This window comes from Limnohabitans sp. DM1 (assembly GCF_001269385.1).
In the GTDB taxonomy this organism is placed as follows: domain Bacteria; phylum Pseudomonadota; class Gammaproteobacteria; order Burkholderiales; family Burkholderiaceae_C; genus Limnohabitans_A.
This window is the reverse complement of sequence record NZ_CXOO01000029.1, coordinates 37121-49850: the sequence shown is the minus strand read 5'-3', so window position 1 is coordinate 49850 and position 12730 is coordinate 37121. Positions and strand designations below refer to the sequence as shown.

The window sequence follows — 12730 nt, the reverse complement described above, 5'->3', positions numbered from 1 at the left end:
CCAATTCACCGAAAGATCCATGGAGAACGACTTATGGCCAAACCTGCCCCCGACCTGCTCAAGACGCAAAACCCGCAGACCGTACACATCGACTTGCAAGGGCGTACAGCCACTTGCTCCTTTCAGTGGTTGCTGGAAAAAAGTCAAAGTCACCCCATTCGCACTGGCAACACTTTGCAAGCCTTCATTGGCGGTCAAGAGGGTTTTGCAGCCATTGCAGCCGATATTGAAGCGGCTTGCGAAAGCATCGATTTGGTGTGCTGGGGTTTTGATCCCGGCATGGCCTTGGTGCGCAAACAGTGTCTAACTGCCTATCCGTGGGCCAATGGTGAGCCCTACGGTGAACTGCTCAGGCGCAAAGCGGCGCAGGGTGTCAAAGTGCGTTTGCTGGTTTGGTACAACCCCAAAGGTTCAGCCAAGCAAAATTCACTGGTCGGTTACGTTAACACGGCAGAGTTTCTGGTGGGAGGTGTCATCAATCGGACCAGCCAAGAAATGCTGTCTACCACGCAAACCATGGCCGCTGGTGCGATGTGCTACCCCAGCTTTGCTGGCCCAGCCAAAGTAACATCCTCAGTCCAAGAGCAACGACAGGACTATTGCACCAAGTGGTGGCGTGAGGCTACCAGCGGACAGATTCCCAACCTGGAGGTGCGCTGCCGCGATGGCATAAGCGCCAAAGTGAAATCCAGCGTGGCTGACGAGGCCGATAAGCCGCAAGCAACGGCCAGCACCCATGGCGGTTTGGTGTCAGAGCAAATGCTGATCGAGGACAACGCCACCCACCACCAAAAGCCCATTTTGATTGACTACGCGCATGAAGACGGCAGTCATGCTGTGGGTTACATCATGGGTTTAAACAGCGTGAGTGACTATTGGGACACCCTAAAGCACCAAGCTGATGATCCCGCACGTGAAACAGACCACGAAGGCAAGAGCGACGATGCCGCCAAGGCTGCAGCCAAGCGGGGGCAACCAATCAGCCGAAAGCCACTGCAGGACTACGCGCTACGCATAGAAGGGGCTGCATTGGTTGATGTGAACAAAAACTTTTGTGCTGCTTGGAACCGAGCGCAACTGCTGCCCAAGCTGGCAGCAGCCAGCAACGCCCGCCATCAAGCAGTGCGAAGCGCGGACCTGAACGCTAGCCTGCAACCCAAGCGCCTGGCCAAAACGGGCAAAGATGCGCAGGCCTTGCGTTTGCAGGTGTTGCGCACGCAGCCCGAGGAAGGCTACACCGATGCAGAAAAAGCCTGGGCTTTTGACAAATCCATCAAGCACGCCTACTTCCAAGCCACCAGCTTTGCTCGCAACTACATCTATCTGGAAAACCAATATTTTTTCTACGAAGAGTGGGCCAGGCACCTGAAGGCCAACCGACAAGCGTTCATGGAGTGGACGCAAGCGGCAGGAAAAGCGAGCAAAGATGCGCGGCTGTTGCACCTGCTGGCTGTGATCCCCAAGCCAGAAGACGATGGCATGGTGCCGCGCACGTATGACACGTTCAAGAGCCTGGGGCAAGCGAACGCAATGCCAGGGCAAAAAGCGATGTACGACGCACAAGAAAAGGCCCATGCCGATCAACAGGTCTGGGATGAACGTTACAACGCGCTCCCCCCCGACAAAAAGCGCAGCGCATGGCAAGTGCTGGGGCCCCGGCCTGTGGGCGGCCTGGGCACCGTGGCGCAAGACGCACACAAGGTCAAAGAACCCAGCCTCAACAAGGAAGGCGTGCTCATGCAAGACGGCAAGAGCTTGGGCCTGAAGGTGCTGGTCTGCAACATGGTGGCCCCCAACCAAAGCGGCAACAAGGCGCTGGGCGTGGCGCGTGACATCTACATCCACAGCAAACTGTTGATGGTGGACGATTGCTTCATGACGCTGGGCAGCGCCAACCTGAACCTGCGCAGCATGTCGGCTGACAGCGAAATCAATGTGGCGACCGACTCGATTGCGCACACCCGGGCCTTGCGGCAAAGGGTGTGGGGGATGCAGACAGATGGTCAATTTGATGGTGGAGTGGGAACGCCCAAGTCAGATGAAATGGTTGAGATTTTTGAAAATTGGAAAAAGCTCGCCAAAGCAAATGCGGAGGCGATACTCCAAAAGAACGCAGCAAAAATCCAAGGCCACCTCGCCCAATTCGAAGACAAACGCGTGGCGTTTCATCGTTACGGCTGAAAGAGAGCGCCCATGACCGCCCCCCGCCGCCTGCACCCTGCCATCGTCCCCGTGGTCTTCTTCGCCTCGGTGTTCCTCATTCTGTTTGCTGTTTACCGCCTCATGCTGCCCACCGCCTACGCCCAGCCCTTCACCGCCCAATCTGACCTGGCCTTGCTGGCCGAGAAAGACGTGTTGCCGCGCAACATCCACCTCAAGGCCTTTGACCCGCACCGTGATGCAGAGGGTTTCACCTGTCGCATGCAGGCCGAGCACGCGCCCAAACTCACCCCTGCCGCGCAAGCTCTGCACGAAGAGGCTCTGCAACTGAGCAGCCCGGCGCTTTGGCCCAACGAGCGCAACTGGCCTCGGTCCATGCAGCTGTGGCAACAAGCGGCAGCCCAAGGCCACTGGAAAGCTGCGCTCATGCTGCTGCAAGTGGCCCGCAGCGGCCAGGGCATCAACAGCGAGAAAGGCCAGTTCAAGGTACCCGCGCCAGAGCCCGAAATCGTGCTGAAGGGCATGGAGGCGCTGATGCGCCAAGGCGTAGCCGATGCCTTCTTCTGGATGGGGGTATTCTGGGACGAAGGCTATGGCTTGCCCAGGATCGACACCAGCCGCGCCTGGGCCATGTGGGAGCTGGCCGCCGATCTGGGCAGCCCGCTGGCACAGACGCGCTTGGCGAAGGTGATGGGTTTTGCTGAGCGCGAACAGGAAAAGCCGAATGTGGCTGAGTGGGCCAACATGCCCCTGATGTTCCAACTGCTTGAATGTGCGCATGCTCAAGGACATGGTGAAGCCAGTCATTTGCTAGGGCTAAAGTTAGATGTTGCAGCCGACTCATCTAGGCGCCTGCCCCGCTTCAAAACCCCCGAAGAGCAATACCGCTACGCCCTGCAAGTGCTGCACGATGGCGTCAAGTTCGGCAGCGAAGATGCGGCGGGATATTTGTTTTCTTCCTTCGACCAAGGCGCCCCTTTGGTGGGCTCTGCATTCATCGATAAAGCACGAGCCAAGCGCTACATTGAATTTACTAAAGCCCTCTACAACAACCCCGACCTGCGTTTCCCCAACCTGGACCGCGTGCTGCCCCTGCCGCCCGCCAAGCTGCCGCACTGGAACATGGCCGATGTGGACGGCCTCATCCGCGCTGCGCAAGCCGTGCGCGTCACGCCCAAGCTGCCCCGGCAACCCGCCGCCAACGAACCAGGCCGCGCCCACATCCCCGAAGGCCACAGCCTGGTCATACCCGCTGACCGCAGCCAGTGGGCCGAGAAGCCCATCATGGGCTACAAAGACATCCTCTCAGCCCCCGGTGTGCGCACCGGCTTGTCCATGGCCGCATTCGAAGGCTACTACCAGCCCCTGCACATCTGGGCCACACACCCGCAATCTCGCCCGGCTGGCGGCATCCCGCCAGGCGAGTACGAATCGCTGCGCATGCGCGCCATGGCCGGTGTGCCCCCACTGCACTACCGCGCTGGCGAGCCACTGGACCTGCGCACTGCCGATGCCTGGAACATGAACCACTACTTTGCGCAAGAAGGCGATCACCGTTTGGTCTACTGGCGTTATGTGGGCCGTGCGCAAGCGGTCACGCCCCTGCAAGACCACCTGGCCAGCGCCGGGCTGGTGCAAGCCATCGCCCAAGCCACAGACACCCGCTGCGCCGACGGGCAAAGCTGCCCCACCAGCGGCATCTGGCAGCCCGAGGTGACGAACACCGAGCACCCGCTGGCCCAGGTCTTCAACGGCACGCTGGCAGGCGAGAGCTGGCGGCGTCAGGCCTTTGTGCCGTCAGGCCAAAACCTGCCCCAGTTCGCGGTGCAACTGGCCCCGGTGCTGGCCGAGGGCGAAGGTGCGCAGTTGCAGGTCAAGTGGCGGCTGATGGTGGCTTGTGAGGCGGGGTTTGAAAAGATCGCCTGAGTTGTTGCCTTGCGCCAGCAGGTTTCAAGTGCTGCACACCTGCGAGCGAAGGATCTGATCGCGTACCTTTCTGCGCTTTGAAATGCAGTTTCCCTGGGACCGCTACGGCGCCAAGAACCACATCAGCAGCTGCTGGGTGCGCGTGTCTGCCGCCTGGGCCGGTAACCAGCTGGGCGCCATGCAAGTGCCGCGCATCGTACAAGAAGTGATCGTTGATTTTCTGGGCGGAGACCCGGACCAGCCCATCTGCACCGGGTGGGTGTGTACGCCATGTAGCGACCAGGATAAATTCAGCCACCCAGTCACCTGGGTGTTGCGTTGATGTCTAAAGGCGGGTATCTCGGGCCTGCCCGTTAATACACCGGCTGATGCTGCTTCAAGTCCGCGATCACATCCGCTGTCAGCACAAACCCCGCGCCATAGAGTGCCGCCAATTCAGCACAGCGCTTGGCAAACGCATCCACGCCTTGGCCATAGATGAACTGCAGCGCGCCACCGGTCCAGGCCGGAAAGCCGATGCCGAAGATCGAGCCGATGTTGCCGTCGTGCACCGAGGTCAGCACGCCTTCTTGCAGGCAGCGGGCGGTTTCCACGGCTTGGCGGTACAGCAGGCGGTCTTTGATGTCTTGCTGGCTATAGGCCACGTCGGCTTTTTCAAAGCGGGTTTTCAGTTCAGGCCACAGCGTCTTTTTCTGGCCAGTGGGGTAGTCGTAAAAACCACCGCCTGCGGCGCGGCCGGGGCGTTTGAGTTCTTTGACCATGCGCTCGACCAGCAGCTCGCCGGGCGTGGCGGTGTGGGTTTTGCCTTCTTTGGCAAAGTCTTCTCGGGTTTGGTCCAGCACATGCACAGACAGCGACAGCGCCGTTTCGTCCAGCACGGCCAGCGGCCCCACGGGCATGCCCACTTGCATGGCCAGGTTCTCGATCACGGGGGCAGGGATGCCCTCGCCCAGCATGGCCGCGCCTTCCATCACAAAGGTGCCGAAGGTGCGGCTGGTGTAAAAGCCGCGCGAGTCGTTCACCACAATCGGCAGCTTGCCCAGCGCCTGCACGTAGTCGTATGCACGGGCGATGGTTTCGTCGTCGGTCTGCGCACCACGAATGATCTCCACCAACTGCATCTTGTCCACGGGGCTGAAGAAGTGGATGCCCACGAATTTCTCGGGCTTGGCGCTGGCAGTGGCCAAGCCGCTGATGGGCAAGGTCGAGGTGTTGCTGGCAAAGAAGCCACCTTCGGCCAGCATGGGCTCGGCCTCTTGCGTGACACGGGCTTTGAGTTCGCGGTTTTCAAACACGGCCTCGATGATCAGGTCGCAGCCCTTCAGGTCTGCAGCGCTGGCTGTGGGCTGAATCAACGACAACAAGGCCGCTTGTTTCTCAACCGCCATGCGGCCTTTGTCCACGCGTTTTTGCGTGAGCTTGTGGCTGTAGGCCTTGCCTTTTTCTGCGGCTTCCAAGCTCACATCTTTGAGCACCGTGGCGATGCCCCGGCTGGCTTGCGAATACGCAATGCCCGAACCCATCATGCCTGCGCCCAAGATGCCCACTTTTTGGGGCTTGTAGCGCGGTGCAGCCTTGGGGCGGCTTTGGCCGCCCTTGATGCTGTTCATGTTGAAGAAGAAGGTGTTGATCATGTTGCGCGCCACCTGGCTGGTCATGAGACCTGCGAGGTAACGGCTTTCAATGCGCATGGCGGTGTCAAAGTCCACCATGGCGCCTTCGACCATGGCGGCCAGCGCCGCTTCGGGTGCGGGGTACAGGCCGCGTGTTTTTTGTTTGAGCACGGCCGGGGCCACACTCAGCATGCCCGCGATCTTGGGGTTGCTGGGCGTGCCGCCGGGCATTTTGTAGTCTTTGCGGTCCCACAGGTGTTGGGCGGCTTCGGGCTGGCCTTGGCTTGCGGCAATGTGCGCCAAAGCGCGGGGGCGCAGCTGGTCGTCGCTGGCCACGATCTCGTGCACCAGGCCCAGTTTTTGCGCTTCTTCGGGGCCAAAGAGTTTGCTCTCCAGCACATAGGGCTGCGCGGCCAGCAGGCCCAGCTGGCGCGTCATCTTGGTGATGCCGCCGCCACCGGGAATCAAGCCCAGCGTGACTTCGGGCAGACCAAACTGCGTTTTGGGGTTGGCGGTGGCGATGCGGTGGTGGCCGATCAGCGCCACTTCCCAGCCGCCGCCCAGCGCCGTACCATTCAGGCAGCTGACCACGGGCACGCCCAGGGTTTCAATGGTGCGGAAGCTTTTCTTGATGCCTTCGATCTCGGCAAAGACACGCGGGCCGTCCGAGGCTTGCGAGCGCATCACGCCCTTGAGGTCGGCCCCCGCAAAGAAGGTCGACTTGGCCGAGGCCAGGATGACGCCCTTGATCTGGGCTTTGTCTTGGAGCACTTGCTCGGCCGCCTGGGCCAGATCGGCCTGCCATTGCAGGCACATGGTGTTGACCGGCGAGCCCTGCTCGTCAAAGGTGATGGTGGCGATGCCGTCCGCCAGTTCGTAGCGCAGTGTTTTCAAAATCATGATGGTGTCTCCCCGGTCAAACGCGTTCAACGATGGTGGCGATGCCCATGCCGCCGCCCACACACAAAGTGGCCATGCCGTACCGCAACTTGCGGCGGTGCAGCTCGTCGATCAGGATGCCAATGATCATCGCGCCCGTGGCGCCCAAGGGGTGGCCCATGGCAATGGCACCGCCGTTCACGTTCACTTTGTCGTGCGGGACATGCATCTCTTGCATGAACTTCATGGGCACAGCGGCAAAGGCTTCGTTCACCTCGAACAAATCGATCTGGTCAATCGTCAGGCCCGCCTTGGCCAGCGCCTTGCGGGCCGCTGGCATGGGGCCCGTCAGCATGATGGTCGGATCGGCCCCGGACAAAGCCACGGACACGATGCGCGCACGCGGTGTCAGGCCGTGGGTTTTGCCTGCGGCCTCGGACCCGATCAACACGGCGGCTGCGCCGTCCACGATGCCGGACGAGTTGCCCGCGTGGTGCACATGGTGGATGCGCTCGACCTGTGGGTAGCGCTGCAAAGCCACCGCGTCAAAGCCCATGTTGCCCAGCTGTTCAAACGAGGCTTTGAGGCCGGCCAGCGTTTCCACCGTGGTGCTGGGTTTGATGAATTCGTCTTGCGCCAGGATGACCTGACCGAGCTTGTCTTTGACCGGCACCACCGAGCCATCGAAGTAGCCCGCAGCACGCGCAGCCGTGGCGCGCCTTTGCGACTCGACCGCGAAGGCGTCCACATCGTGGCGGCTGAAGCCACTCATGGTGGCGATCAAGTCGGCGCCAATGCCTTGGGGCACAAACAGCGTGGCGCTGTTGGTTTCGGGGTCTTGCGCCCAAGCGCCGCCGTCCGCACCAATCGGCACGCGGCTCATGCTTTCAACGCCACCGGCCACGACCAGGTCTTCCCAGCCGCTGCGCACTTTCATGGCGGCCATGTTGACCGCTTCCAGGCCCGAGGCGCAAAAACGGTTGAGCTGCACGCCCGAGCAGCGCCAGTCCCAACCGGCCGCCAGCGCCGCCACTTTGGGGATGACCGAGCCCTGCTCGCCAATGGGCGAGACCACGCCCATGACCACATCGTCCACCGCAGCGGTGTCGAACTGGTTGCGGCTTTGCAGCTCGCGCAGGACGCCGCTCAAAAGACTGATCGGCTTGACTTCGTGCAGGCTGCCGTCTTTTTTGCCTTTGCCACGCGGTGTGCGTATGGCGTCATAAACAAATGCTTCGCTCATGCTGTCTCCTAGGGGTCATTTGGGGGTTAGCCCGCTGTTGTGAGGTTTGCCTTTCAGTATAGACTTTTACCAAGCAAACGCTTTGTAAAAATACCAACCCCCAAGTCTTGAAGGTGACACCATGATTGAACGCACACTGTTTTCCGCCGACCACGAAGCTTTTCGCGACAGCTTTCGCCGCTTCATGGACAAGGAAATCGCCCCCCACCACGACGCCTGGGAAGAACAAGGCTATGTGGACCGCGCCGTCTGGGACAAGGCCGGTGAAAACGGCTTTTTGTGCATGACCCTGCCCGAGGCCTATGGCGGCTCGGATGCCGACAAGCTGTATTCGGTGGTGCAGATGGAGGAACTCTCACGCGCAGGCTTTACCGGCATCGGCTACGGCCTGCACAGCGAGATCGTGGCCCCCTACATCCTGCATTACGGCACCGAAGCACAAAAGCAAAAGTACCTGCCCAAGCTGGCCAGCGGCGAGATGGTGGGCGCGATTGCCATGAGCGAACCGGCTGCGGGCTCGGACCTGCAGGGCGTGAAAACCACGGCCATGCTGCAAGCGGACGGCACGTATTTGATCAACGGCAGCAAGACCTTCATCACCAACGGCTGGCACGCCGACCTGGTGATTTTGGTGGCCAAGACCGACCCGGCTGCGGGTGCCAAGGGCACCAGCTTGTTCTTGATCGAGCGCGGCACACCCGGCTTTGAAAAAGGCAAGCGCTTGAAGAAGCTAGGACTCAAAGCGCAAGACACGTCCGAATTGTTTTTTGACAACGTGAAGGTCAGTGCCGACCAGCTGCTGGGCGGCACCGCCATGCAGGGCAAGGGCTTCATTTGCCTGATGGAGCAGCTGCCTTGGGAGCGCCTGCAAATCGCCATTGGCGGCATCGCGGCAGCGCAAGCGGCCATCGACTGGACGGTGCAGTACGTGAAAGACCGCAAGGTTTTTGGCCAGGCCGTGGGCAACTACCAAAACACCCGCTACACCCTGGCCGAGTTGCAGACCGAGGTGCAGGTAGCCCGCGTGTTTGTGGACAAATGCTGCGAGCTGGTCAACGTGGACAAACTCGACACCGCGACCGCCAGCATGGCCAAGTACTGGTGCTCGGACCTGCAATGCAAAGTGATGGACGAGTGTGTGCAGCTGCACGGCGGCTACGGCTACATGTGGGAATACCCCATCACCCGCGCCTATGCCGACGCCCGCGTGCAACGCATTTACGGCGGCACCAACGAGATCATGAAAGAAGTGATCTCGCGCAGCATGGGTTTGGCGGGACGTTGAAGGTGCCATCGCCAGCGAACATGATGTTGGCTTTTTGTAGGAGCTTGCCTGCAAGCGATCACCCCTGGATCACGCTCGCTCATCGCCAGCAGGGCTGGCCCCTACAAATGACAAATAAGCAAGCATGACTGAGCTGGCTGAACCCAAACGCGCGCGGGGTCGCCCCCGCAAGACCGAGAACGAGCGCGACGACGGCAACCGCCGCCAAGCGCTCATTGCGGCCGCAGCGCGCCTGTTTCACCTCAAGGGTTATGACGCCACCAGCACGAGAGAAATCGCTGCACAGGTGGGCATGCAGCCGGGCTCGCCCTTTTATCACTTTGGCAACAAACAAGACCTGCTGCTGGCCGTGATGGTGGAAGGCATGAAGCAAGCCATTGAGCGACAAAGGGCTGCCTGTGCAGCGCAAGGCCAAGACCTGAGCGCCCGTGAACAACTGCGCACCCTGATCCGCAACCAGTTCGATGTGCTGCTGGGTCCTGACAGCGATTTCATTCCGGTGATGCTGTACGAATGGCGTTCGCTGAACGACGCACAGCGTCAAACCATCACGCGCATCAAGGACGACTACGAAGCGGCCTGGAATCCGGTGCTGCAAGCCCTGCACAACAAGGGCCAGCTGCGGGCACCTGTGGGCCTGGCCCGACTCATGATTTTTGGCGCACTCAACTGGTCGGTGCAGTGGTATGAAGCCCCCAGCGCCACAGCCCCAAGCTCACCCACCCGACGCGCGACCCTCGATGAACTGACCGAATCGGCTTTGCAGCTGTTTCTGCGAGACGATGCGCCAGCCCCTGCAGCATAAACAGTCAAGCCATCCCCCCACGGAGACCCCCCATGCAATACACCCACGAACACCGCGAAATCCAGAATACGCTCAAGCGTTTCATCGAAGCCGAGATCAACCCCCATGTGGACGAGTGGGAAGCGGCCGAGATCTTTCCGGCGCACGAGGTCTTCAAAAAGATGGGCGACTTGGGGCTGCTGGGCCTGACCAAGCCCGAAGCCTTTGGTGGTGCGGGCCTCGACTACTCCTACAGCCTGGCCATGGCCGAAGCACTGGGGCACATCGACTGCGGCGGCATCCCCATGGCCATTGGCGTGCAGACCGACATGGCCACACCCGCTCTGGCCCGTTTTGGCAGCGACGAATTGCGGGCGCAATTTTTGGCACCGGCCATTGCGGGTGACATGGTGGGCTGTATCGGCGTGAGCGAGCCTGGTGCGGGCAGCGATGTGGCGGGCATCAAGACCGTGGCCCGCAAGGACGGCGACGACTACGTGATCAGCGGCCAGAAGATGTGGATCACCAACAGCCTGCAAGCCGACTGGATGTGCATGCTGGTCAACACCGGTGAAGGACCGATCCATAAAAACAAGAGTCTCGTCATGGTGCCCATGCGGGAAAACGGCAAGTTGCTGCCTGGCATCGAAGTGGGCAAAAAGATCAAAAAAATCGGCATGAACAGCAGCGACACCGGGCTGATTTATTTTGACGAAGTGCGCGTGCCGCAGCGCTACCGCATCGGCGCCGAAGGCCAAGGTTTCATCTACCAAATGCAACAGTTCCAGGAAGAACGCCTGTGGTGCGCGGCCAGCACGCTGCAATCGCTGACCAACTGCATCCAGTGGACGGTGGAATGGGCGCAAGAGAGAAAACTCTTCGGCTCGACCCTGGCAGACCAGCAATGGGTGCAGTTCAAACTGGCCGAACTCAAAGCTGATGTCGAGAGCCTGCGCGCGCTGACCTACCAGGCTTGCGAACACTACATTGCCGGTGAAGACGTGACCGAGTGGGCAACCATGGCCAAGCTCAAAGCCGGTCGCCTGAACCGCACCGTACCCGACACCTGTCTGCAGTTCTGGGGCGGCATGGGTTTCACCTGGGAGAACAAGGTCTCGCGCATGTACCGCGATGGGCGCCTGGCCTCGATCGGCGGCGGCGCAGACGAGGTCATGCTGGGCATCTTGGCCAAGATGATGGGCATTGCCAAACGGCCGCAAAAATGAGCTGCAAGGCCTGTTGATTCAGTGTCAAGGCGCTTGGACACTCCTGGCCGCTGAAAAGCGAGGCATCAGGCGAGCACGCCGCGCACATCACTCAGCAAGCTCAGCGGTTGTTTGGCCTGTTCATCGAGGTGCAAGCACGCTTGGCGGTGGGCTGCTTCAATCAAAGATGTCGTGCAGCCAGGATTTCTTGCGTTTGTAGCCGTCGCGGTCACCAAATCCATAACGCCCATCCCCATAGGCCTGTGTGTGCGGTTGAGCCGCAGCCGACTGGGGCGCATGTGGCACAGGCGCGGCGTGCGCAGGGCTGGCTGCAAGGGCGCGGTCAAGCAGTTTGTCCAGTTCGCCACGATCGAGCCAGATGCCCCGGCATGCAGGGCAATAGTCAATTTCAACACCTTGGCGCTCGGCCATGACCAGGGGTGTGTCGGTGCAAGTGGGGCATTTCATGATGACTCCTTTGAATTTGGACAGACGCAGCATGTGATTGGCTTGTGGGTGGATTCCCTTGCGTCATTTGTCAGTGCAGGACCACCCCAAACAAGGGCGAATGGCCATTCAAGGCAGCACCGTCTTGGCGCAAGGTGTCTGAACTTTATGCAGCTCAAGCACTCTGAAAAAGAAGACAATGCCTGATCAACCTTCTTAAAAAATCTGCTCATGCGCACCACCTTCAACTACAAGCACTTGTATTACTTCTGGGTCGTGGCCAAGGAGGGCGGCATCACTCGCGCTGCTGACAAGCTCGACATGGCCGTGCAAACCGTCAGTGCCCAGGTGCGCGAACTGGAGCGCTCTTTGGGTTACGCCTTGCTCAAACCCGCAGGTCGCGGCTTGGTGCTGACCGATGCGGGGATGGCGGCCATGCAGCAAGCCGATCAGATTTTTCAGCTGGGCGAAGATCTACCCGCCAAAGTGCGCGATGCCGTCAGCTCGCCCACCGTGCGTCTGGCCGCTGGCATATCGGATGGTCTGCCCAAGCTGGTGGTGCGCCGCTTGATGCAGCCCGTGATGAGCGAGCCAAATTTGCGCTTACTCTGCCACGAAGGCGAGTTTGACGAACTGCTGGGCGACCTGGCCTTGCACCGCCTGGACGTGGTGTTGTCGGACCGTCCTGCGCCCAGCAACGCCAACATCAAGCTTTACAACCACGCACTGGGCTCATCGCCTGTGTCCTGGTATGGCAGTGCAGCACTCTTTAAGTCGGCCAAAAAGAAGTTTCCGGCCAGCCTGGCCGATGTTCCGGTGCTGCTGCCCACTGGCCACACCGCTGTGCGCGCCCGGCTGGACCATTGGTTTGAACAACACGGTATTCGTCCACGCATCGTGGGCGAGTTCGAAGACAGCGCCTTGCTCAAGACCTTTGGTGAAAGCGGCATGGGCGTTTTCCCTGCCGTAGAGTGGGTGCACGACGAGCTGCTGGCGCACTACGATGTGCAGCGCCTGGGTCCCTGCGAAGGCGTGAAGGAAAACTTTTTCGCAATCGGCACAGAAAAGAAAGTGCATCACCCGTTGGTGCAAAGGCTCTTGCAAGCCAGCGACTCAGCCCATTGAGACTCGCAGACTCCGCAGCTTTAGACATGAAAAAGCCCTCAGAGCTTGTGACCCTGGGGGCTT

The 12730-nt window shown here is 60.4% G+C and carries 9 protein-coding genes and 1 pseudogene; 7 read left to right on the top strand and 3 right to left on the bottom strand.

Annotated features, from left to right (window positions below; genetic code table 11):
- Positions 1-33: 33 nt before the first annotated feature.
- From AMM33_RS12065 to AMM33_RS12055, 3 genes and pseudogenes are all read left to right on the top strand, one after another.
- Positions 34-2181 (top strand): phospholipase D-like domain-containing protein, encoded by a 2148-nt coding sequence (locus tag AMM33_RS12065; protein WP_090141580.1) that lies wholly within the window; start codon positions 34-36, stop codon positions 2179-2181.
- 12 nt (positions 2182-2193) lie between these two features.
- A complete protein-coding gene (locus tag AMM33_RS12060) occupies positions 2194-4086 on the top strand; it encodes an SEL1-like repeat protein (protein WP_090141579.1) in 1893 nt (630 codons plus the stop codon).
- Positions 4087-4159: 73 nt separating this feature from the next.
- Positions 4160-4348 (top strand): annotated as a pseudogene (locus tag AMM33_RS12055) (phage baseplate assembly protein V); the annotation flags it as partial.
- A 91-nt stretch (positions 4349-4439) separates the two neighbouring features.
- Here AMM33_RS12055 and AMM33_RS12050 read toward each other — a convergent pair.
- Positions 4440-6593: a 3-hydroxyacyl-CoA dehydrogenase NAD-binding domain-containing protein gene (locus AMM33_RS12050; RefSeq protein WP_090141592.1), complete on the bottom strand. Its 2154-nt coding sequence runs from the start codon at positions 6591-6593 to the stop codon at positions 4440-4442.
- 22 nt (positions 6594-6615) lie between these two features.
- Positions 6616-7821: an acetyl-CoA C-acetyltransferase gene (locus AMM33_RS12045; RefSeq protein WP_090141577.1), complete on the bottom strand. Its 1206-nt coding sequence runs from the start codon at positions 7819-7821 to the stop codon at positions 6616-6618.
- 121 nt (positions 7822-7942) lie between these two features.
- On the opposite strand from AMM33_RS12045, the gene AMM33_RS12040 reads away from it, so the two are divergent.
- From AMM33_RS12040 to AMM33_RS12030, 3 genes are all read left to right on the top strand, one after another.
- Positions 7943-9106 carry an acyl-CoA dehydrogenase family protein gene (locus AMM33_RS12040; protein WP_090141576.1) on the top strand — a complete coding sequence of 388 codons (1164 nt, stop codon included), beginning with the start codon at positions 7943-7945 and terminating at the stop codon, positions 9104-9106.
- Between the two features lie 124 nt (positions 9107-9230).
- Entirely contained in the window at positions 9231-9911 is a 681-nt protein-coding gene (locus AMM33_RS12035; protein ID WP_090141575.1) for a TetR/AcrR family transcriptional regulator, read from the top strand.
- A 32-nt stretch (positions 9912-9943) separates the two neighbouring features.
- Positions 9944-11116: an acyl-CoA dehydrogenase family protein gene (locus tag AMM33_RS12030; protein WP_090141574.1), complete on the top strand. Its 1173-nt coding sequence runs from the start codon at positions 9944-9946 to the stop codon at positions 11114-11116.
- 156 nt (positions 11117-11272) lie between these two features.
- On the opposite strand, the gene AMM33_RS12025 is transcribed toward AMM33_RS12030, so the two are convergent.
- Positions 11273-11563 carry a TFIIB-type zinc ribbon-containing protein gene (locus AMM33_RS12025; RefSeq protein ID WP_090141591.1) on the bottom strand — a complete coding sequence of 97 codons (291 nt, stop codon included), beginning with the start codon at positions 11561-11563 and terminating at the stop codon, positions 11273-11275.
- Between the two features lie 210 nt (positions 11564-11773).
- Here AMM33_RS12025 and AMM33_RS12020 point away from each other — a divergent pair, with 210 nt between their 5' ends.
- Positions 11774-12667: a LysR family transcriptional regulator gene (locus AMM33_RS12020; RefSeq protein WP_090141573.1), complete on the top strand. Its 894-nt coding sequence runs from the start codon at positions 11774-11776 to the stop codon at positions 12665-12667.
- The last annotated feature ends 63 nt before the right edge of the window (positions 12668-12730 follow it).

Excerpts from the sequence above, each read along its gene's own strand:
- AMM33_RS12065 (WP_090141580.1), top strand. The coding sequence starts at position 34 with ATGGCCAAACCTGCCCCCGACCTGCTCAAGACGCAAAACCCGCAGACC.
- AMM33_RS12060 (WP_090141579.1), top strand. The coding sequence starts at position 2,194 with ATGACCGCCCCCCGCCGCCTGCACCCTGCCATCGTCCCCGTGGTCTTC.
- AMM33_RS12045 (WP_090141577.1), bottom strand. The coding sequence starts at position 7,821 with ATGAGCGAAGCATTTGTTTATGACGCCATACGCACACCGCGTGGCAAA.
- AMM33_RS12040 (WP_090141576.1), top strand. The coding sequence starts at position 7,943 with ATGATTGAACGCACACTGTTTTCCGCCGACCACGAAGCTTTTCGCGAC.
- AMM33_RS12035 (WP_090141575.1), top strand. The coding sequence starts at position 9,231 with ATGACTGAGCTGGCTGAACCCAAACGCGCGCGGGGTCGCCCCCGCAAG.
- AMM33_RS12030 (WP_090141574.1), top strand. The coding sequence starts at position 9,944 with ATGCAATACACCCACGAACACCGCGAAATCCAGAATACGCTCAAGCGT.
- AMM33_RS12025 (WP_090141591.1), bottom strand. The coding sequence starts at position 11,563 with ATGAAATGCCCCACTTGCACCGACACACCCCTGGTCATGGCCGAGCGC.
- AMM33_RS12020 (WP_090141573.1), top strand. The coding sequence starts at position 11,774 with ATGCGCACCACCTTCAACTACAAGCACTTGTATTACTTCTGGGTCGTG.